The 22,521-nt window shown below is 32.8% G+C and carries 20 protein-coding genes; 6 read left to right on the top strand and 14 right to left on the bottom strand.

The window, feature by feature from the left end; all coding sequences use genetic code 11:
• Window positions 1-200: 200 nt before the first annotated feature.
• The 4 genes from BM246_RS03810 to BM246_RS03795 all read right to left on the bottom strand — a co-directional run bounded on the left by BM246_RS03810 (window position 201) and on the right by BM246_RS03795 (window position 6,994).
• Window positions 201-1,520, bottom strand: a complete 1,320-nt coding sequence (locus tag BM246_RS03810; protein ID WP_074935871.1) for a GAF domain-containing sensor histidine kinase — start codon at window positions 1,518-1,520, stop codon at window positions 201-203.
• 281 nt (window positions 1,521-1,801) lie between these two features.
• Window positions 1,802-3,043: a DUF3999 domain-containing protein gene (locus tag BM246_RS03805; protein WP_139221846.1), complete on the bottom strand. Its 1,242-nt coding sequence runs from the start codon at window positions 3,041-3,043 to the stop codon at window positions 1,802-1,804.
• The gene (locus tag BM246_RS03800) at window positions 3,027-5,753 is read right to left on the bottom strand and encodes a DUF2339 domain-containing protein (RefSeq protein ID WP_074935869.1); all 2,727 of its coding nucleotides are present in this window, start codon (window positions 5,751-5,753) and stop codon (window positions 3,027-3,029) included. The genes BM246_RS03805 and BM246_RS03800 overlap by 17 nt, the downstream gene beginning before the upstream one ends.
• A gap of 236 nt (window positions 5,754-5,989) precedes the next feature.
• Window positions 5,990-6,994: an LLM class flavin-dependent oxidoreductase gene (locus BM246_RS03795; protein ID WP_074935868.1), complete on the bottom strand. Its 1,005-nt coding sequence runs from the start codon at window positions 6,992-6,994 to the stop codon at window positions 5,990-5,992.
• Between the two features lie 126 nt (window positions 6,995-7,120).
• On the opposite strand from BM246_RS03795, the gene BM246_RS03790 reads away from it, so the two are divergent.
• On the top strand, window positions 7,121-7,555 hold the full coding sequence (locus tag BM246_RS03790) for a TlpA family protein disulfide reductase (RefSeq protein ID WP_074935867.1): 435 nt from the start codon (window positions 7,121-7,123) through the stop codon (window positions 7,553-7,555).
• 27 nt (window positions 7,556-7,582) lie between these two features.
• Here BM246_RS03790 and BM246_RS03785 read toward each other — a convergent pair whose 3' ends face one another.
• The 6 genes from BM246_RS03785 to BM246_RS03760 all read right to left on the bottom strand — a co-directional run bounded on the left by BM246_RS03785 (window position 7,583) and on the right by BM246_RS03760 (window position 12,001).
• Window positions 7,583-8,281, bottom strand: a complete 699-nt coding sequence (locus BM246_RS03785) for a YARHG domain-containing protein (protein WP_074935866.1) — start codon at window positions 8,279-8,281, stop codon at window positions 7,583-7,585.
• Between the two features lies 1 nt (window position 8,282).
• Complete coding sequence (locus tag BM246_RS03780) at window positions 8,283-8,747, bottom strand: nuclear transport factor 2 family protein (protein ID WP_074935865.1); 465 nt, start codon at window positions 8,745-8,747, stop codon at window positions 8,283-8,285.
• 47 nt (window positions 8,748-8,794) lie between these two features.
• Window positions 8,795-9,481 (bottom strand): GNAT family N-acetyltransferase, encoded by a 687-nt coding sequence (locus BM246_RS03775; RefSeq protein ID WP_042503623.1) that lies wholly within the window; start codon window positions 9,479-9,481, stop codon window positions 8,795-8,797.
• A 52-nt stretch (window positions 9,482-9,533) separates the two neighbouring features.
• A complete protein-coding gene (locus BM246_RS03770; RefSeq protein WP_042495148.1) occupies window positions 9,534-10,004 on the bottom strand; it encodes a nucleoside deaminase in 471 nt (156 codons plus the stop codon).
• A gap of 174 nt (window positions 10,005-10,178) precedes the next feature.
• Window positions 10,179-10,370, bottom strand: a complete 192-nt coding sequence (locus tag BM246_RS03765) for a cold-shock protein (protein ID WP_042495150.1) — start codon at window positions 10,368-10,370, stop codon at window positions 10,179-10,181.
• A 62-nt stretch (window positions 10,371-10,432) separates the two neighbouring features.
• Complete coding sequence (locus BM246_RS03760) at window positions 10,433-12,001, bottom strand: SDR family NAD(P)-dependent oxidoreductase (protein WP_042503621.1); 1,569 nt, start codon at window positions 11,999-12,001, stop codon at window positions 10,433-10,435.
• Window positions 12,002-12,196: 195 nt separating this feature from the next.
• Here BM246_RS03760 and BM246_RS03755 point away from each other — a divergent pair, with 195 nt between their 5' ends.
• Entirely contained in the window at window positions 12,197-13,825 is a 1,629-nt protein-coding gene (locus tag BM246_RS03755; RefSeq protein WP_074935864.1) for a hypothetical protein, read from the top strand.
• 30 nt (window positions 13,826-13,855) lie between these two features.
• Here the strand turns inward: BM246_RS03755 and BM246_RS03750 are convergent, their stop codons facing one another.
• The 4 genes from BM246_RS03750 to BM246_RS03735 form a co-directional block, all read right to left on the bottom strand.
• Window positions 13,856-14,638: a patatin-like phospholipase family protein gene (locus BM246_RS03750; protein WP_074935863.1), complete on the bottom strand. Its 783-nt coding sequence runs from the start codon at window positions 14,636-14,638 to the stop codon at window positions 13,856-13,858.
• Between the two features lie 14 nt (window positions 14,639-14,652).
• Window positions 14,653-15,075: an MgtC/SapB family protein gene (locus BM246_RS03745; protein WP_042503617.1), complete on the bottom strand. Its 423-nt coding sequence runs from the start codon at window positions 15,073-15,075 to the stop codon at window positions 14,653-14,655.
• 326 nt (window positions 15,076-15,401) lie between these two features.
• On the bottom strand, window positions 15,402-16,061 hold the full coding sequence (locus BM246_RS03740) for a DUF6702 family protein (RefSeq protein WP_074935862.1): 660 nt from the start codon (window positions 16,059-16,061) through the stop codon (window positions 15,402-15,404).
• Between the two features lie 85 nt (window positions 16,062-16,146).
• Complete coding sequence (locus BM246_RS03735) at window positions 16,147-17,145, bottom strand: YHYH protein (RefSeq protein WP_074935861.1); 999 nt, start codon at window positions 17,143-17,145, stop codon at window positions 16,147-16,149.
• Between the two features lie 277 nt (window positions 17,146-17,422).
• On the opposite strand from BM246_RS03735, the gene BM246_RS03730 reads away from it, so the two are divergent.
• Genes BM246_RS03730 through BM246_RS03715 form a run of 4 tightly spaced genes read left to right on the top strand, consistent with a single transcriptional unit; the run spans window position 17,423 to window position 22,516 of the window.
• Window positions 17,423-18,103, top strand: coding sequence for a TetR/AcrR family transcriptional regulator (locus BM246_RS03730; RefSeq protein ID WP_042503613.1), 681 nt, complete (start codon window positions 17,423-17,425; stop codon window positions 18,101-18,103).
• A complete protein-coding gene (locus BM246_RS03725; RefSeq protein ID WP_074935860.1) occupies window positions 18,096-19,760 on the top strand; it encodes a peptidase domain-containing ABC transporter in 1,665 nt (554 codons plus the stop codon). Before BM246_RS03730 ends, BM246_RS03725 begins: the two co-directional genes overlap by 8 nt.
• A 3-nt stretch (window positions 19,761-19,763) precedes the next feature.
• The gene (locus tag BM246_RS03720; RefSeq protein WP_042503610.1) at window positions 19,764-21,119 is read left to right on the top strand and encodes an HlyD family secretion protein; all 1,356 of its coding nucleotides are present in this window, start codon (window positions 19,764-19,766) and stop codon (window positions 21,117-21,119) included.
• Window positions 21,120-21,124: 5 nt separating this feature from the next.
• Complete coding sequence (locus tag BM246_RS03715) at window positions 21,125-22,516, top strand: TolC family protein (RefSeq protein ID WP_083415707.1); 1,392 nt, start codon at window positions 21,125-21,127, stop codon at window positions 22,514-22,516.
• The last annotated feature ends 5 nt before the right edge of the window (window positions 22,517-22,521 follow it).

Here is a 22,521-nt window from a genome sequence, read left to right as displayed (position 1 = left end):
ATATAAGACTATTTATAAGAAACTAGTTAAATTACTAGAAGATTTTTGAAATTGGGGCAAGTAATTAATGCCATGAATTTGAAACAAATTGGCATCGTGTTATTGATTTATCTTAATTATTGAAAAAGACAAATTTAAGGTATATGATTATTGATAACCTTGAAGGAACTATTTAAAACACTGATAATAAACTAATACGATTAACTTTTAGGCAGAGTAAAGAAAAACGTAGAACCAATTCCCTCTTCACTTTCTAGCCAAATAGAACCATTGTAATATGTGATAATCTTTTTAACAATAGAAAGGCCAATACCAGATGATGCACCTGTACTTTCTAGTTTGGTAAAGACTTTGAAAATTTTATCGAAATAATCTGCTTTAATTCCCATACCATTATCTTTTACATAAAACTCGTAATGCTCTGGTTTTTCCGAGAATCCAACATCAATAATGCCGTGGTCCTTATCGCTATATTTAATAGCATTTTGAATTAAGTTTTGGAAAACTTGCTTATATCTCCATGTGTTTCCAAACAAAGTTGGTAGATTTTCTTGAACCGTAATGGTAGTATCACTTGGTGTTAAAACGGTTTGAAGTACCTCGTCGATCATTTCATTGAAATCAACATGTTTATCTTCAGAGCCTAAACGTTCTACTGTAGAATAATCTAAAATTCCTTTAATTAAAAAGTCCATTTTTTCCACATTAAACAGGGCTTGCTCTAGTGGTTTCATGTCTTCTTTGGATACTTTATCTTTATGGTCGTACATAAACCACCCCACCAAGGTGTGTATGTTTATTAATGGCGCCTTTAAATCGTGAGATACCACGTGAGCATACTCATTTAACTCCACATTTTGTTGCGATAAACTTTTAAGTAACTCTTCTTTTTTTCTTTCTTGCTCTTTTATTTGGTCTTCATACTCTTTTCGCTGCTTAACATTTACCAACATGTTTGCAAAAACAAATAGAATTTCCTTTTCCTTATCGTTGTATTTATTAATCTTTTTAACCGAATCGAAACCAATAAAGCCGATAAGCTCGTTGTTTTTGATTTTGGGAATAGTAATTAAACTTTTGATCCCCTGTGGTTCTAAAATGGCTCTTAAACCATACTCGCCATCATCGGGCAATAAACTTACATCTTCAACAAAGAAAGCTTCCCCTTTTTTATGAGCCTCTAGCCATTGTGTAATATGATCTAAAGGTATATTTTGTAAGTGCTCTATTTCCGGCTCTATGCCTTCTGCGCACCATTCATAGGTGTTGGAGGTGGTATTGTTTACAAAATCGTAAGAGAATATGTAACTTCTATCCGATTCTACAAACTCGCAAATTTGCTTGAGTGATTTTCTTAAAAGCTGATCAATATCCGATAAATCTGAATTGATATATGTAGTAGAAATATTAATTAATAAGTCTTGAAAACGCAGTTGACGTTCTATAATTTTATCTTTTTCTTCTTGATTAAAACCTGTTTCTGAAATTGATTTTGCGTGATCCTGGTGTTCTGCTTTCATTCGACTTATTAAGATTTAAAATAAAACATAGTCTATATTACTTGACTAAGATAATATTTAGAATCTTCTTATTAAAATATAAGTTTAAGTGAAATGAAATAAAATACTACGCAGACATCTTAATAAGCTTAGAATGCAGATACGAGTTGGCATTTCATCAGAATAATTAAGATTAATTATTCTCATTTTAAAACAGGTTTTGTACGTATTAAGCAAAAAAAAAGTAAACCCATAGAATTTTCATTCCACAAATTTACTTTCTTAAAAGAAACATTTTTTAATTAGCTCTGTTTCTTATTTAAATCTTTTATTAAGCTAGAAGCGTAGATGGCAATAAATAATCCGGCTACACCAATGCAGCACCACATAAACCAAGGCTGTTGCCAAAAAGAGGTTTCTTTTACCATTTCTTTAGTTGGTTTTACAGTCTTTATAGATGTAATCGTTGCTATTGGTAACGTCTTTCGAGAAGTATTTGCGACTTCCGAAATATCATAATCTGGAAAATTTAGGGCTTTGTTTCCGGCTCTAACTTTATATGTGGTTTGAGACTTTAAGGCAGCAACCATATACACAGGTTTTTGCATAAACTCAATGTTACTAATTTGAAGTTTAGGATTGTCTTTATTTTCAATTTCTAAATATAATTCACCTTCAACCATTGGCGGAATATCGAAAACAAGGTCTTTATCTGAACGTAATGAAAACGAGCTAATAACTTTTCTATATGTTTCGATGTTGCGTTTTTCTTCACGAGATCTTAAAGCATACAACGTGGCATTACGACTATAAAGTGCTGGCCCTGTAATATTCAGTTTCATTTGGTGGATTACTTCTGGTCTTTCAAAAGTAATATGCACTTGTGTTTTTTTGTTTTCCTCTGAAAAAGAAATTGTTTTTACAGGAATATCATCCATTTTTATTGGCGATATAGTTTCTTTCTCTGCACTCACCTTCCCTATTTTTAAAAGGTTTATTGGTAACGAATGTTTATCATTAAAAACCACTTTTAAATAACGATAAGCCCCTAAAGGAAAATTAATAACCTTATAAACTTGGGTATCTTCTGGATGACTTAAATTATCCAATTGACCGTTGTTTACAATACCAAACCATTTTGTTTTATTGTTACTTCCTTCTAGTTTGTAATTTTTAGAACCTTGATAATTTGCAATTAAAAACACGGCTTGTTTGATAGATTTATCTGGATTTTCAAATATATACGTAGTGCTACTATCGGTTTCTTGTGATGTTGAAACCATTGCAAATTCTGTAAAATCTGAAACTTGAGTTGTTTTAAAAGCCGTTACCGATTTTAAAAAATAAGGCACTTGATTCCCTTTAGCATCTAAAATTCTAAGGTCACGTAAATTGGCTGTAGCATGCGTGCGAAAATTATAAGGCACAGGGATGTGATGTAATCCAGCTTCTGTTACAGGTTTTATTTCTCCTTCTACGGTGTGTTTTTGACCAAAAGCCATAGTGACACATAACATAAAAAGTAGTTTAATCGATGTTTTCATTTTCTGTTGTTTTCTCATCATCAATAACCAAAACTTTAATTTTTTGATATATGAATGAAATAATTAAAATAAGAATTCCTAATAGTATAAACGCGATAATTTTTCCTGTTTCAGATACGTTACTAATGTCATAAGCAAAAAGCTTAACAATGGTGAGTCCTAAAAGGGTTAGCGCAATAATTCGTAAAGGTTTTAATTGTTTTTTAATACCCCAAAGTAATAATACAAAGGCTAAAACACCCCATAATATGGGAAGTCCTGTTTTTATTATTTTATTTTGGCCAGTTGAAAATATAGTATACTTATTAACTTGTGGGTCTTGCATTGCAGAGAAATCCATAAGGTGAAGTCCTTGTAAAATCACTTCGTTACTTGCTAAAAGTACTAAAGCAAATACGGCAATCCAAATGGTGAATTTTCCATTGAAAATGGTAAACACTTTTTGTGTTTTATTACTGTTGTAAACCAAATACCAGAAATACATAATAAAAGCTAAACCAACAAAATGCATATAATAAGATATCCTGTAAGTATCGCCATAAAGTATATATTCTTCAATTTCTTGCATTGGTAATGTTGCCATACCAAAACTAAATATGACTATATTAAAAATAGCTAAAACATTAATTATTTTATCATTAACGGTTGTTCTGTTTCGGTATAAAACAAAGCATAACACAGCAGTAAATAGAAAGTGATACTGTAAACAAATTGATAATAAGCCATTAAACATATAGTGTTGATCTGCTTGATAGACCACTTCCGTCAATCCAACAAAGTAAGCCATAACTACGGCAACAATTCGGATTAGTTTTTTATAAATAACCGGATTGAAAACTAAACCAAATTTTTCTAGTTTCTCTGTCTCTTTGCGTAATAATAAGTGCACCGCAACAAGAGATAATACCACTAATAGCCCTGCAATAAATACAGGATTAAGAACAATATTGAAATCTTCTGCATTAGTGTAAACTTCCCAGTCCATAGCCAAACTACCTATCATTAAAGCTTGTACAATAACAGATGCAAAACGGTAACTTTTAATTTGAGATTTTTGAGCCAACCACATTAACATAACCGCTTCAATTGCCCAGAACATGGTAATGTTGTTTCCTGAAAATTGAATAGGAATTGCTAAAGTTATAAAGGTTAAACTTAAACCTATTAATAGATAAATGCCTTTTTTGTCTAAACCGAATTTTTTGAATAACAATAGCGAATAGCCCATGTTCATTATAGCTAAAAAGGCTGTAAATAAACCTCTTAACTCTGGTTTATATTGAGATAAAATAAACATACCAATACCGTAAAACACAAAGTTATTACTTGCTAACATCCCCAATTGAATACCACTAAAACTCCCCTTATTGCGTAGGTTATTTATAGTAGTCATTATTAAGAATATTAAGTAGAAAATGAAACCAAAAACTAAACCACCAAAATAATGTGGCTCTAAGCTCAGTGAATCTTTAGTGACCCAACCAACAAATAATAATATGGTGAATATAAACGCCAGAATGTGTAATAGATTCCATTTTTTAAAATAGGCCAATGTTAATATACCAATATCTAAAATGGCGATATAAGTAAACAATACAACATAATTTCCGCTACCTGTACTAATCATGAACGGGACAGCAAAACCACCAATAAGTGATAATACAGCCAATTCCATTCTATTATATGATAATGAAATAAGACAACTAAAAGCAGTTATCACTACCATGATAGCAAACGCAACTTCTTGTCCAAATAATTTATATTCATGAAACGCAATGGCAATAGTGAAGTAGAAAATAGCAATGGCACCTGCAACAAGCACAGAACTAAATGGTGCGTACTTTTTACGTAATTTATGTGCAATAAAGAGCACTAAACTACCAGCCAGAATACCAATACCAACACGAGCGGGTTCGTTAATCCAATCTTTATCTATGGCGTATTTTACAAAATAGCTTATCCCTAAAACTAGAATTAGAATACCAATTTTGTTGATTAGGTTTTCGCCAATAAACTTTTCTAAATCTGGATTTTTCTGTTTAAAACGATCCCAAAGTGGCAGAGCAGGCTCGCTTTCTTCCTTTTGAATAGGAGCGGCAGATGCCACATAAGTAGTGTCTTGATTTACGAAAGAGGTTTCAGTGTTGGCGTTTTCTAAAGTTTCAACGGCTTCATGATCTATAATTTCGTTGTTGTAAAACTTGTAATCATTTAACAACGTATTAATAAACTCCAAATCACTAGCTTCCTTAACCTCATTAATGCCAAGAACATCAACCATTTTATTTCTTAATCTATGTAACGTTTCAGAGTCTTGAGACACTTTTGCAGTAGCTAAAATGTTCTTAATAATATCAACATCTTTAGTGTTCAATTTAGTAACACTAGCATAAGTTGGCAAGTATTCTTCTTCCGTTGCATTTTCAACAACTTCAGGGAATTCTACAGGTGTTTCAATTGGTGGAATAACGGTTTCAGGAACATCCTCCTCAACATATTCTTCTTTAGCATATTGCTCAAAAGCATTATCATGAATAGGTTCTTCTTGAGTGGAATGCTCAAAACGCTCTCTTGATAATAGCTTTTGAATTCCGCTTAATTTATCCCTTAAATCATTTATATCTCCCTTTAACCGTTCTCTTTCTCTACTATATTTAGTATTCTGAAAGATTAATAAAAGTATAATTATAACTGAAAGAGTATATTCCATACGGGTTGGATGTATTAAGTGCTACAAATAATAGTACGCAATGTAATACTTATCTTTAAGATTATATATTTTAGATAAAAAGAAGAATAAAATATATAGATTTAATATGCAAAAAGCGTCTTTTAACGAAAATGTGATCTAAAATATAGATTCATATTTCAATTAAAAGACGCTCTGCTATTATTTTACTTTATAACGTGCTTATTCCTAAAGTTGAAAACACATTAATTTTAGTTTTAATTCAATTCCTTCATAATTTCAGAAAACAACTCATAAGATCGTATTCTATCTTTCACATCATAAATGTTAGTGACAGCAATAATTTCGTCTGCTTGAGTTTGCTCCATAAAGATTTTAACTTGAGCTTTTACAGTAGCTTTACTTCCTACAAAAGAATACTTCAACATTTGATGAACCTGCGGATTTTTAATAATCTCCTCTAAATCTGGCGTCATTTCTGTTGGTGGTTGTACAAAGTCTCGTTTTCCGGTAAAGATCCCGACAATCATACGAATTAATGATGTAAATAAGCGTTGTGCTTCTTCATCGGTATCTGTAATTATAATATTGACACCCGCCATAACGTAAGGTTTTTCTAAATCTTTAGAAGGTTTAAACTCCTTACGGTAAATGTCTATGGCATTCCATAAATGTGTAGTTGCAAAATGACTCGCAAAAGCATAAGGCAATCCGTTTTTAGCAGCCAAATGTGCGCTATCTGTGCTAGAACCCAAAATATAAATGGGCACTTCTACGCCTTCGGCAACTGTAGCTCGCACTTTAGACGTCGCATTTTCTTTAGAGAAATAAGTCTGTATTTTGTCTAATTCGTTTGGGAAAGCATGTGCAGCATCCATAAAATCCGAACGAATGGCTTGCGCCGTTTCTCTATCGGTTCCAGGTGCTCTACCTAAGCCTAAATCGATACGGTTTGGGTATAAAGATCCCAAGGTTCCAAATTGTTCAGCTATAATTAGAGGTGAATGGTTTGGTAACATAACGCCTCCAGAACCCACTTTAATCGTGTTGGTACCTTGAGCGACATAGCCTATTAAAACCGATGTGGCACTACTACCAATATTGTGTGCGTTATGGTGTTCTGCCAACCAATAGCGTGTATATCCAAAAGTTTCGGCATGTTGAGCTAAACTTAAAACGTCGTTGTATGTTTGTTTAAGTGTATGCCCTTGAGAAACTAATGCAAGATCTAAAATGGAATACTTTGTATGTTGTGTTTTCATGTGCTAATAATCTATTGAAGTAAGTGTTCTTTGAGGAAAATTCAATAGCACAAAAGTACTTCTTTAAATAAAAAACTTATCCTAAGAAATTCCTAAATTTGTGAAACCTTAATCTGGAATTTAAAGATGAATACAGAAATAGAAAGCATACATGTTTTAGACCTAGATGGTGTGGCCACAGACCTAATGGAGCTGTATAAAAACAAGGTTTTACTAATCATTATTTATAACAATTATTGTTTGGGTTGCACGGGCCGTGCTATACCTTTGGCTTATGAGTTTCAACAGAAATACCCATCGATTCAGGTTGCTGGTATACATGCCGATTTTGTAAATAGAGAAGGCACAAAAGCGTCTATTAAAAGTATATTTACAAGTGGTGAAAATCCATTTCCTATTTATATAGATAAGCATCATCAGGTTTACGATCAATTCAAATCTGAAGGCACACCACAATGGTTGCTTATTTCGGAAAAAGGCGAACTGTTTCGTTCTATTTTTGGATCGCAAGATAATGCCAAGAATCGCTTATTCTATGCTTTAGAAAGTCTTTCTTTGTGAAGATTGAAATTATTGAGGCATTTGTTATTATTCGATGCTTCTAATTAAACCAATATTATAACGTTCTAAATCGCTTAAAAAATTATTTACATTTTTGTGTTCTGGTTTGTACCAATCTTGATTTCTAAAGTAAAGATCCATTTTCCCGTTCTTAATAAAGATATAGCCATAGCGTGCATATATTTCATTTCTCATAATCTGCAAGTCGTCAGGATGCATAGCATGTAATTCAGCAGGTTGTAATTTTTTATACGAAGCTTCTATGTATTTTCCAGAATAAGACTCTTTTAAAATTAATTCAGATTTTGTTCCTATTTCAAACTTGCTGTCTTCAATCCAACTAGACCAAGGATTATCAATTTTTAAACTTTTATAAAGCGCTCCGTTTTCAGTTTTATAATGAACAAATTGCCCAGTATGCTGATCGCTAGAAAACTTGCCTGTTTTATCAATTTTGATATTTGTGAGATTGATGTAGTTACTTTTCCATTGGTTTGTATCATCTACCCAAGAGCCATTTTCTACTTGGCCAATTATGAAGCCTCCAGAAAAAAATAAATTTAAATTCGTTTCCATTTCGCTTTCACCAAAATGATATGAGCCTTGATACTCCATTTCAAATTTAGGAACCCAAGGCATTAAATTAGATTCAGAAATCTCTTGTCCTCCCCAATATTGGGCAAAAGTAGAATTAGAAATCAGCAGTACAATTATTAAGAATCTCATATTATTTGTTCATAAACGCATCTAACCTTTTGTTAGTGGTTTGTTGAATTTTACTTTTCATATAAGATGTCCAACCTAATAAATATCCCGGAGTTCCCATGGCTTGTTTGGTCCACTTCCATAAATCAAAAGTATCAAAATGTTCTATAATTTTACCATCTTTAAATTTAAAGGCAGTACTAACTTCATTTATAACTTTTCTTTTTTTCTCTCCATAAAAATATTCTGCAACCCAATTTGCTTTTCCGGTTTCAGCATTAGCTTCTATATTGTTAAAGCTAATTTTAGTATCTCCTTTTTTTTGTGAAAGCAACATTTCCCACATTTTAAAAGCGCTTTCTCCTTCTAGCCTTCCAAATACAGCATCTTCGAATACAACATCTTTATGATAACATTCTAGCATGCCTTCAAAATTCCCATTAGAAAATGATGTGTAAAACTTCTCTATTATTTCCTTATTATCCATTTTAATATCCGTTTTTTAAATTGTAGTGAAGTTCCTGTTTTTTAAAATTATATCTTATGAAACAACCACCAGTTCATATCGCGAGTTAATTCATATCCTAATTTTTGATAAAGCGGAATCGCTAAGTTACCTTTATTTGTGTGTAAAATAGGTTGTTTATTTACTTTCAGAATTTCTTTTGTATTGTGCGCTATAAGTTGTTTAGCAAATCCTTTTCTTGTGTAGTTAGGGTGTGTTACTACAGCACTAACTTCTATAAAAAGATCGGTTTGCATACGTTGGCCAGCTATTGCTACTAATTTATCATCCTTGATTATGCCATAATAATTCCCCATTTCAAAGGTTCGCTTTTTATAATAACCAGGCATAACTAACCAAACTAAATTGTAAATTTCTTCGATATAACTTTCATCTAGCAATACAATATCTTCTGTTATTTCAACATCTGATAGTTGATTTAATACCATTTGACAGCCGTCGATTTTTCTATCTAAGACCACGTTGTTTTTGTCTATTATTGGGGTCTGATTTTCTGAAACAAAGAAAAATGAATCTGATTTTTTTACATACTCACTTGAAGCTTCGGCCGTTTTTGTTTCATCGAAAAAAGCCCCAAACGGGCAAACCTCGTGGTGATAAAATTGTACCCCATCAGAAACCACGGCAAGTTTCTTATGTGTTTCTTTTAATGAATACCAAACTGGATTTTTTAATTGATCTTCTAAATTTACCATTAGAAATACTTAAATTAATTTTTCAACGGAATTGTAATTCCCTCAAACTTATCTAATACTCCGTTTTATCCATTTTTTTAGTCCACTCATTAAATGGCTCTAAAGCGATTTCACGAGCTAATTGCTCAAAAGGAATACTTCTTTTTTCGTATGGTAACGGAATTTCCTTGTAGATAAACTCATCGTCAAAACCAATATTAGCCGCGTCTACTTGATTACTTCCGTAGTAAACCTTATCTGGTCTCGCCCAATAAATAGCGCCTAAGCACATAGGGCAAGGCTCGCAAGAGGTATATATTTCGCAACCATCTAGTTGAAAAGAGTCTAAGTTTTTACATGCATCTCTAATGGCCGTAACTTCGGCATGTGCTGTAGGGTCGTTGGTAGAGGTTACTTTATTATTGCCACGACCAACTATTTTTCCGTCTTTAACAACTACACAGCCAAATGGGCCACCTTCATTGTTGTTCATTCCTTTTAAAGCTGCATTTACAGCTTCCTGCATAAATTTTTCTTTGCACATCGTTCTTCTAATTTTTCCGAAAAGTACAGATTATTTGCTGTTTTATTGATGGAGATTTAAGATTATTTTAATGGATTAAAGAATTTAATGTTCTTAATGAGTTTTCAAAATTTTAAACAAAAAAAGCCCATCAAAATAAATTGATGGGCCTTTTTAAAAACTTTAAGTATATATTTAGATAACTTTTACGTTAACTGCATTTAGTCCTTTGTTTCCTTCTTGTAAATCAAATTCAACAACATCGCCTTCACGAATCTCGTCTACTAAACCTGAAATGTGTACAAAATGATCTTTGTCTACACCTTCTTCTGTAATAAATCCGAATCCTTTAGCGTCGTTGAAAAACTTTACTGTTCCTTTACTCATAATAATATAGTATTGTATTTATAATTACTTGTGTAAAGGTAGTGCCAATTTATAGATAAGGACTACCAATCTATAGGAAAATAATCTTTTAAAAATTTACCTGACCAATGTTTTCCGGTATTAATGCCGTCAATAAGCGGATCCATTACCCTCGCGGCACCATCAACAATATCTAGCGGAGGCTGAAAATCGTGAACTTCTACCTTTTTCTTAGACAATTCGGCCGGATCTTCATCGGTTACCCACCCAGTATCGACTGCATTCATGTAAATTCCCGACTTTGCAAAGGTAGCTGCCGAGGTATGTGTAAGCATATTTAAAGCTGCTTTTGCCATGTTTGTATGCGGATGTCTGTCTTGTTTTTTAAACCTATGGAACTTCCCTTCCATGGCCGAAACATTTATAATGTGTTTTTTTCCTGTGTTTTCCTTCATCATTAAATTTGATAAACGGTTACACAACACAAAAGGTGCTACGGCATTTACAAGTTGTACTTCTACCATTTCGGTAGTTTCTATTTCACCTAATTTTAAACGCCAACTGTTGGTTTTACGTAAATCTACTTGCTGCAAATCGGCATCTAATTTTCCTTCTGGAAATACCTCTGAGGTTTGTAACGAATTATCAAAACTGTAAGGTATTTGAGAAAGTTCGGCCGAATTACGCAAACCAATACCTGGTTCCGGACCGTGCCATGTTACTGGCAATACATTATTTTTACTCGTTTTAGCTGTGTTTACACTTAAATCTGTAAGTTCTTGCAAACAGCTTACGTGATCGTTTAATAAGGTTTGTGCTAATTTTGGTAATTGGTCTACAGGTAGTTTTTCGTTTTCCATTAAATGGAAATAAAACCCAGACGGACGACGCACTGTTTGTGCGGCGTTGTTTATTAAAATATCTAAGCGATCGTATTTCTGCTCTATATAGTTACAGAAAATTTCAACACTTGGTATGTGGCGTAAATCTAAGCCATGTATATGTAAACGGTCGCTCCATTGTTTATAGTCGTCTTCTTTAGAAAAACGAATAGCAGAATCTGCCGGAAAACGTGTAGTAGCTACAACCGTTGCACCAGAGCGCAATAACATTAATGTAATATGATAACCAATTTTTAAACGCGAACCTGTAATTACAGCTACTTGACCTTTTAAGTCGGTAGTTTGAAAACGTTTGGCATAGTTTAAATCACCACATTCCGTACACATGGTATCGTAAAAGTGATGCAATTTGGTAAATACCGTTTTACAAACGTAACAGTTTCTAGGCGATTCTAATTCTGGAGTATCTTCAGAAATGGCTGCTGCAGCTAATAACTTAGGCGCTACAAATAAAGCTGATTCTCTTGCCGAACGAATACCTGTAGATTTTCGCGCATGCTTATCTTTAGCAATCATTTTACGCTTTGCCGCTTTTTTAGCATCTTTTCTACGACGCTGGAACTCATCGCGATTTGGACGAGATAACAAGCCGGAAGCTTTAAACAGCGCGTTACGTTGCGCTTCTGGAAGCTCAAACATTTGGTTAGTATCTGCATTTAGTTGCTCTAAAATGGCAATGCATTGATCTATTTCTTCTGGAGAAACAATCTTGTGGTTAGCCGTCTGGCCTTGTTTATCTTCTTCTGGCATATATAAAAGTGATATATCGCAATAGGGTTGATATAAAAAATAATTCGTGCAAAGATAACGATACCTAAGTCTAGATTTACTGAAATGATTTGTTAATATTTTAAGTGATTTATTGGAGATTTTCAGAACTTATTTACACCCAAAAAAGCCTGTTTCTTGACATATTATTTATAGTTTTGAAAAAAAATCATACAAATGAGTTTGTTTTCTGCATCAAATTTAAACCTAAAAGGTATTAAGAGTATATTATTGTTTTGTTTTCTATATAGTTACGTATCATGGAGCCAATCAGAAGAACCTAGTATGTATCATAATCATGCCATAGATATGATGCGAGAAAACATTAAATTTTTAGCAACTACCGAAGAATATGCCAATAATACCACTTTTTTAGAAATAGCAGAAAAGTTACCTAAAACATTTGATCGCTATAACATTAAAAACTACGAAACCACTTTAAAATATATAGCCGATGAGCTCGAATTAAGCGAAGCAACCATCAAGAAATATTATTCACCATTTCACTTCACAAAAGAGATGGGCAATATGCATCACGTAGCTACACATGCTTTGGCAGATATTTATTTTACAGCAGAAAACTACAAACAGGCTATTGCTTTTTACGATAAAGCTATGTTTAAACATGCGCCTACAGGAACGAGTGGAACTACTATAAATAAAGACTTTTTAAGAATGGAGTTCGATGTATCGGAAGCTTATTTTGAGCTCAAAAATTACGATATGGCTGTGCTTCACCTTTTACATAACCTGATGAACCAGCAAAGTTTTGGCGACCACGTAACCAAAACTTTAAAAGAATACGAACCCTATATTGATGCTATCGTGTTTTTACCAAAATTAGAAGCTATGCTTAAAACCATACAGAAAGGTGAAGGATATAATTTGAAGTATAATTTTAGCGGAAAAACAATCCAGTTTTCGCCCTTTGTAGAATCTCCTAGTTCTTGCCGAGCTACTATTTTAAGTTCTGATTTTTACAAAAGTTTAATGAAAAATGCCGTTTCTAAAAAAACAGCCTCTGGCCTATCTTCTAAAACAATTAAGCCCAATAAGAAATTAGCTAGTTTTAAAATTGATGATAATATATTTCATCATGCCAATGCTATAAATGATTTTATAAAAGCAGTATTAATTATTGGTAATACCGAGGCTTTTTCTAAAGATGACACTTACCAAACTACAGCAATCAGCCTTATTACGCATCTTGAAAATGATACGTTTAATGAGGCTCTTAAAGAGTTAGAGTACATTGTAAACGAAGCTTTTTCTATTAAAGCGAGCATTAAAACTTTAGATGAAAAACAAAAGAAAGCTGTAGAAAATATTCGCCATTTTGCTTTGCATTACAAGCTGGATATTATTATGGCCAATAAGGAATATCCTATGGCCCTTGGAGCCATACAATATGTGAAATCTGTGGAAGGTTTTGCTTTTGTATCGGATAACAAAAAAGATATAGAAACCGATAAAGAAGATTTATTATTTACTGAAGCTTATGCTTATAATGGTTTTGCAACTAGCGAGTTTGGTTTAATTAATATGCTTGGTGCTTTAGTTAATTGTGATAATTATGAAGCTGAAATAAACACCATGATGATGGATGTTGCAAGCGCATTAGGCCAAGAGCGTGTCGTGAAGTTTTTAACGCAACTTGAAACTAATGTTGCAGATAATCAGGCTGATGAAATTACTTTAACTTCTACGCCTTTCAATGTTAAGGTGCCAAATATAAAAGAGCTTAGTAAAGGCCAAATCAAAAGCAAAATACAGACTAGTACTATTTGGAAGGGGTTTATGGAGTAGTACAAATAATGAATAAACGTATTTTAAAACTCAGCTTATAGCCTTTAAAATACTATCCATTTTGTCAATAGTTTGTTTGTAGCCAATATCGAACAATTCCTGCGATTTACTAATAGAAAACATGTTATAATTTAAATGTTTATCAATACGTATTGAAACATCGCATTTGTCTATGCGCTCTTGCATATTACTCCAAATGGCCAACTGCAAACAGCGCTGGGTAATTTGTAAGGTGCCTTTAATTTGATCTTTATGTTCGTGTTCATTAACGCTTACACCTATTATTTTTTCTGAGGTTTGTAACAAGGGCTCTACAGGTAAATTATTTAGTAATCCGCCATCTACATACAACTGATTATTAATTTTGATAGGTTTAAATAATAACGGAATGGCACAAGATGCAGCAATGAACTCTATTAACTTTCCAGACGAGCGAATTTCGTAAGCTCCTACATTTATATTAGACGCACAAATGGATAAAGGTGTTTTTAAGCTATTAAAATCATCGGTTAAATATTGATTTAGAAAAGATTTTAAACGTGTCATTTCCGTTAACTCCTTGTTGACCAATCCTATTTTGAAAATTTGTAAAAACTCGTGGCTTTTAGCTAATTCTAATATTTTTAAAGGCGTGTAGCCATTACAATACAAAGCACCAACCATAGCTCCGCCACTAGAACCAGATACATGTGTTGGGTAAATTCCTTGTTCATTTAAGGCGTGTAATACACCAATGTGTGCGTAAGCTCTTGCTCCTCCACCAGAAAGCACAAGTCCTATTTTTTTATTAGTTGAAGTTACTTTTTGCGCCATTAATGATTTCTTTTTTATCGTCTACCTTTTAACCATTTGTCTAATGGTTCTATGGTTAAATTAATAAAGAGAATTAGTGTTGTGCAAATCGCGGTTTCCTTATAAAAACCTGTGGCGGCAATACAGCCAATAGCTGCACTACACCAAATAGTTGCGGCAGAACCTAAACCATGTACATTGGCGCCTTCTCTAAATATAACTCCTGCACCTAAAAATCCAACACCTGTAATAACCTGAGCAATTATTCGAGTAACATCTACGGTAGCATCTTCATTTTTAATCATGTATGATAGTAAAACAAATATAGCTGCTCCAGAAGCGACTAACATATTGGTTTTTAATCCAGCTGTTTTTTGACGTAATTGTCTTTCGAAACCAATCGCTAAACCTGCTAAAGCAGCCACGGCAAGGCGTAATGTGAAATCTGTAACTGTCATGTTGTGTTTGTATATGAAAGGTTGCGGTTTTATTAGAATCTAAAATAGGAATTATTTTTAGATAGCATTAAAACTATCCTTAATTATATATTAATATAAGCACAATTATTCTTCCATTTAATTTGTCTTTTAAGACAACATTTTCAATTAATATCACATCGGCTAACATTGGAAACAAAAAACCACTAGAACACTTTTTTTAATAAAATTCTTTATAAAAATAACTATTACTTCTTATAGCTTTTAAGGCTTACAAGTATTTTCTAGGGTAACGTCTGCAGTTAAATATAACAATAAATTTCACCCTAAACTTTCATGCAAAAAGCTTAATCTCTAACAATAATAAGCACAGCATCTTGCACAGGCACAGGAATATGTTTTTTCCTTTTTATTTTCTTAATTAGAAACACCATTAAGGCGGTCAAAAATAGACCTAGTAATATTTTAGTTGATAAAAAAGAAGCTTGATTATCGATTTGTTTTACAAAGGTGTTTCCTTCGGTTTTCAACTTTATTGAAAAATTATTCGATTTATTTAAAACAAAATGCTCTTTATTAAACCCAGATTTTAATAATACCAAAGCGCTTTGGCTTCGGTTAATATCGCTAAAAGCAGTATTGCTTACTTCTATTTGTTTTATATCATCTGGAACGCCCATTACTAGGAAAACCACTTTAGTTTCGTGACCTAGTTTTACAACACCGTGAGTTAATTTTACTTCAGCATTCAGATTATTAATGGTAATATTTATATTGTTTTTTATGTGTTCCAACACCATTTCTTGAAATTCTTCTGGCGTTTTGTAAGGTGTATTGGCAAATTGTTTACGGACTTCGGTTTGGAATGCTGTTAACGATGCGCTAATTTGTAATACCCAAGTTTGATTATCTTGTTCTACCAACATAGTGGTCGATATATCGGGCTGATGGGCTTGCATTAAATTAGATGAGCTCAAGAAAAGTATAATTAAGGCTAATTTTTTCATAATAAGTAAGTGTTGCAATATTAATTTCCGCGAAAGCGATTTAAATACGTGCCATTTACAAAACAGCACGTATTAATTAATGGGTTTAAATGGCGTAAGCACCGTATAAACAATCTATAAAATTGTTGTTTCCAGCTGCATCTACGTGGTAATGGTAACCTCTTGTTTCATCACTATGGCCTCTACAAGCATCTAAATCTGTAGGTTCGTTTCCGTCGGTATCTAGTTGTGCATATATACCATGACCATCTAAGGCATAACCAATCATGGCGGCGTGCGCATCCTCTTGTGCTATTTGAGTACTAACACCAGTTGCCGCGTGATAATGATATCCTGCAGCCAGGTTAATGTGTCCGCCAGCATCATCAAAAGGCGCTAAAGTGTAAGCACCTAAAATAGCATCGGTTGGTGCTGGAGCATCGAAAACAACGCCATTAAAAGCAACACCTCGTTGTGATGGACCTGATGCACCAGGACCAAAACCACCGCTAAAATTAACCGGTGCGGTTTGTTTTATAGGAGTAATAGGTATTAAGTACGTTTGCGTAATATCGGTAACGTAAGAAGGTAAACACTCCACACAAAAATTCTCATATGCTTCACCTACATTAGGGTTTGCAGCATTTGCGCAATCATCTTCGGTTTCGGTTGTGTAAATATCACCGTTTTCGTCGTACATATGCCATGTGGTATCGTTATAGAAATCGGCCATATTTTTTATAAAATCGCCATCAACATCATACACTTCACCACTTTCTAACCAAATTCCGCCTGCAGAAGCATCATCGGAAATATTACCTGGACACCACGGCCCCATTTCGTGATCAGATGGTGCACTGGTTGCAACTATTTCGTAACAATTGGTACTCGTACCATCTGATAAAGTACAAGGTACAGTAATGATTGTTACTGCCGATGTGTTTGTTAAAAATAGTGATGCATCAACGTCTAAAACTAAATCATCACTTTCTTCTGTTGTTTCGGAATCTGTCGTGCTACTGTCATCGGAATTGCACGCTGTAAATGATAAAATAATCATGCAAAAAAGGATAAAACTTTTTAATACTATTTTGTTTGTTTTCATGAGCGTAAGATTTTTATTATTGATTGTTATATGTTATTTTAGATTGACTTTTCTGTTTTAACTTGTGCTTAAATACTCGTTTTATGAAAACTTTGTGAAATTTAACATTAACTTAATATTAGATGTGTTTTAGTTAAAAAAGCTATTAAGTATTGATTTTGCTCATTTAACACGGCTTTATTTATGCTTAAATAGTAAATCTCTATGGTGTCATTAGTAATTAGAATTTGCAAAAATGATAGTATTACTATTATATTTGCGTAAATAAGTTTTAATTATGAAAGATTTACTGTTGAAATTTAAAATTGAACTGCCAGAAGGTATTTATTTAAAAGACCCAGAATCTTCTACTTTAGGAAAAAAAATTATTGAACATAGCATTATTCTTATTGAAGATATTGGCTTTGAACATTTTAATTTTAAAAAATTAGGAAAAGAAATAGGTTCTAACGAAAGTTCTATATATCGCTATTTTGAAAGTAAACACAAAGTCTTACTTTATTTAACGTCGTGGTATTGGAGTTGGTTGGAATATCAATTAGTTTTGGAAACCTACAGCATGACTAATATTGAAGAGAAATTAAAAAAGGCCATTGAGATTGTTACCAAAACCACTGAGCAGGATGATAAATACACGCATATTAACGAAGTATTACTTAATCAAATTGTGATAGAAGAAAATTCAAAATCGTATCTTACTAAAGATGTAGATACAGAAAATGAAGAAGGTCTTTTTCTTCCTTTTAAACGTGTGGTGCATCGCTTATCAGATATTATAATAACTTACAACTCTGCGTATGACTATCCATTAAGTCTTTCCTCTACTATCATAGTTGGCTCGTTAAAACAACATTTTATAAAAAAACATTTTAAATCCATTTCTAATTATGATGGAGATAAAAACCAAACTGATTTTTTCACAGATTTAGCCCTAAAAACATTAATAAAAAATGGATAATACTACTTTATCACCTTGGAAACGCTTTATAGGTTTACTACGTTTAGAGCGTAAAGATATTTACCAAATTGCATATTATGCTGTATTCGATGGTTTGGTAGCTTTATCGCTTCCGTTAGGAATTCAAGCTATTATTAACTTACTACAAGGTGCCCAAATCTCAACATCTTGGGTGGTTTTAGTCATGTTGGTAACCTCTGGTGTAGCCTTTTCTGGTGTGCTTAAACTCATGCAAATGCGTATTATCGAAACAATACAGCAACGTATTTTTACACGTGCATCCATAGAATTAAGTTATCGTTTTCCGAAGATTAAAATGAGGGAATTACGCCAATATTATCTTCCGGAATTGGCTAATCGATTTTTTGATACGTTAACGATTCAAAAAGGATTATCAAAAATTTTAGTAGATATTCCTTCGGCGTTATTACAAATTATATTCGCCTTGCTTCTACTTTCATTTTACCATCCGTTTTTTATAATTTTTGGTTTACTATTATTAGTTCTTATCTATGTTGTTTTTAAATATACGGCTAGACGCGGTTTAGAAACGAGTTTAAAAGAATCTAAAGCCAAATACAAAGTAGCGCATTGGTTGCAAGAAATTTCTAGAACGGTTATAAGTTTTAAACTTTCAGGAAAAACAAGTTTAGCTATAGATAAAAGTGACGACTTAGTAGCTGGTTACTTAGACTCTAGAGAGAAACACTTTAAGGTTTTGGTCCTCCAGTTTATACAATTAATAGGCTTTAAAGTATTAGTAACACTAGGTTTATTATTAATTGGTGGCTTCTTAGTTTTAGACCAACGTATGAACATCGGGCAATTTGTAGCCGCAGAAATTATTATCATCTTAATTATAAATTCGGTTGAAAAACTAATTAGAGGTTTAGAATCTTTTTACGATGTTTTAACGTCTATTGAGAAACTAGGCCAAGTGGTTGATATGTCTTTAGAGGCTCAAAAAGGTGAAGCTGTTAAAAAAGATACCGATTTAACCATTGAGTTTCAAAATGTATCTTATCAAGTTGAAGACCGCTACAAACCTATTTTAAGCGATGTATCTTTCACCATTGCACCTAAAGATAAAATTTTAATTAAAGGTGAAAGTGGTTCTGGAAAATCTAGTTTATTACAGCTTATTGCGGGACTAATTTCTCCATCTTCTGGGTATGTTTATGTAAACAACCTATCTCTACAGAGTTTGGTTAAAAATGAATATCGTTCTAATTTAGGGTTATCATTATCTGAAGAATCTCCCTTTGAAGGCACTTTAAGAGAAAATATCACTTTTGGAAATAAAGATATTAGTGATGATACTATTTACCAGGTTTTAGAGCGTTTAAATTTAACATCTTTTTTACAACAGCAAACTAAAGGATTAAACACTATTTTAAAACCAGAAGGTAAGCAAATGGCTTACACAATTTCTAAAAAAATAATACTTGCTAGAGCATTAGTTAAACAGCCAAAGTTATTAATTCTAGAAAATCCGCTAGATCACTTCGATCAAGATGAAGCTAAAATACTTATCGATTTATTAGCGAGTCCTAAGTGTCCTTGGAGTTTGGTTGTAGTAAGTAACAACGGCTTTTGGGAAGAAAAATGTAATAAGCAAATTGTGCTTAAAAATGGAGTTATCATCAATAAACAGTAAGCTATGTTAAATATAACAAACAATAAAGTTTCAGAATATATAGACATAAAAAGCTTTAAATCTGGAAAAGAAATTTTTACCGTACAATACCATAAACGATTTAAAAAGTTTCTAAAGGTATTTTCAATACTAATTGTAGTGATTGTCTTTTTACCATGGACTCAAAATATATCGAGTACCGGTTTAGTAACCACTTTAAAACCTAATCAACGTCCTCAATCTATACAGTCTCAAATACCAGGACGTGTTGAAGAATGGTTTGTACAAGAAGGGGATTTTGTAAAAAAAGGAGATACTATTATTCGTATTTCCGAAGTAAAAAGTGATTATTTCGATTCTCGTTTAGCAGAACGAACTGGTGATCAACTTAGTGTAAAATCATCTTCTGTTGAAGCCTATAAAAACAAGGTAGTTGCTTTAGGTAATCAAATTTCTGCTTTACAGCAAGAACGTCGATTAAAGCTAGAATCTGCCAAAAACAAATTGTTGCAATCTCGTTTAAAAGTCACCACAGATAGTATGGATTTCGAGGCGACAAAAATTAAAGCCGATATTGCAAAAATTCAATACGAGCGTACTATTTCCTTACAAGAAGAAGGCTTGAAAGCGGTTAAAGATGTCGAAGAAAAACGAGCAAAACTGCAAGAAGCAGATGCTAAACTTATCTCACAACAAAACAAGTATTTAAGCACTAAAAATGAATTGATTAATGCGCAAATTGCAATCTCGACTATTAGCGCAACTTATGGTGATAAGTTGGCCAAAGCTCAAAGTGGTTTGTATACTGCGCAATCTAGCGGATATGATACAGAAGCCGAAGTTTCTAAATTAGAAACAAGTTTAGCAAATTATACCAAACGTACTAGTTTATTATTTGTTACGGCTCCACAAGATGGTTACATTAACAAGGCCATTAAAGCTGGTATTGGTGAAACCTTTAAAGAAGGAGAGCAATTGGTGAGTATTATGCCGGCAGATTACGATTTAGCTGTTGAAATGTATGTACGCCCAATTGATTTACCTTTAATACACACTGGTGAAAATGTACGTGTACAGTTTGATGGTTGGCCTGCTATCGTTTTTAGCGGATGGCCAAATGTATCTTACGGTACTTATGGCGCAAAAATTGTAGCTATCGAAAATTATATTAGTAGCAATGGTAAATACCGTGTATTACTAAAACCAGATGCTGATGATGTAGCTTGGCCAGAAGCCATTCGTGTAGGTTCTGGAGCAAAAAGTATAGCACTACTTAATGATGTACCAATTTGGTTTGAACTTTGGAGACAGATAAATAGCTTCCCTCCTGATTTCTATAAGCCAGATAGTAAAACTGAATACTCTAAAGATAAAAAATAAACTGAATGCATAAACTTGTAATTATTGTACTGTTTTTAATGTCTTCCGTAGGTTTTTCGCAAGAAAACGATACTGTGCTATCATTAGAAGAATATTTAGGGTATGTAAAAAAATACCATCCTATAGTGAAGCAGGCTCAACTAATCACTACGGAAAGTGAGGCTAAGTTATTGAAATCTAGAGGTGCTTTTGATCCAAAATTAGAAGTTGATTATAATCGTAAAAAGTTTAAATCCACGACTTATTATGATAAGCTAAATAGCACCTTTAAAATTCCAACATGGTATGGCGTTGAGCTTAAAGCTAATTATGAAAACAATGATGGTACGTATTTAAACCCGGAATACAATACGCCAGACGATGGTTTATATAGCGCAGGTGTATCTGTTTCATTAGCAAAAGGCTTATTAACCAATGAGCGTATGGCAACTTTAAAACAGTCTAAATTGTATTTAAAATACGCTCAAGCGGAACAAAAACTTGTTATTAACGACATTTTGTATAATGCTATTACTACTTATTTTAATTGGTTAAAAAACTACCAAGCAAAATTGGTTTACAGCGATTATTTGGTAAATGCAGATACCCGGTTAAAGAATGTTAAAAGCAGTTTTTTTGCGGGCGATAAACCTGCCATTGATACGCTAGAGGCTAATATTAATTTTAAAAGTAGAAAGCTAGATTATGAAAAAGCTAAAATTGGTTATATAAAATCAGCTTTAGAACTTTCTAATTATTTGTGGTTAGAAAACAACATTCCTTTAGAGTTAGAAGAAGGCATTTCTCCTGATACAACTACCATTGATAAAATTGATGTAGTACTGAATAGTTCGGTTTTAAATAGTACTGATGAATTAATTGCAAATCATCCAAAACTACAAAGTCTTCAGATAAAACAAGAAATTTTAACGGTTGATAAGCGTTTAAAAACAAACAACTTATTGCCAAAAATAGATTTGCAATATAACTTTCTGTCGAGCGATTATGAGAATATAAATAGTTTTAATACCGCTAACTACAAAAGCGGGTTAAACATTAGTTTCCCTCTGTTTTTAAGAAAAGAACGTGCCGATTTAAGACTCGCTAAATTGAAACTTCAGGATATAGGTTTTGATATTTCCGCAACCAAAGTGAGCTTAAAAAATAAAGTAAATGCCACCATACAAGAAATAGATTCGTATAACACGCAATACGATTTATTGCAAGATATTGTAGTAGATTACAAGGCGTTTGTTAAGAGTGAAGAACGTAAATTTAGTTTAGGTGAAGGTTCTCTATTTTTAGTAAATTATAGAGAAGTTAAACTCATTGAAAGCCAACTAAAAGCTATCGATGTGGAGTATCAATTATTTATCAGTAAATCGAATTTATTACGAGTTTTAAATAATTTAGAATAGTTTTA

The sequence above is a fragment of the Algibacter lectus genome, assembly GCF_900112395.1.
GTDB lineage: Bacteria > Bacteroidota > Bacteroidia > Flavobacteriales > Flavobacteriaceae > Algibacter > Algibacter lectus.
This window is presented reverse-complemented; position numbering and strand designations above follow the sequence as displayed.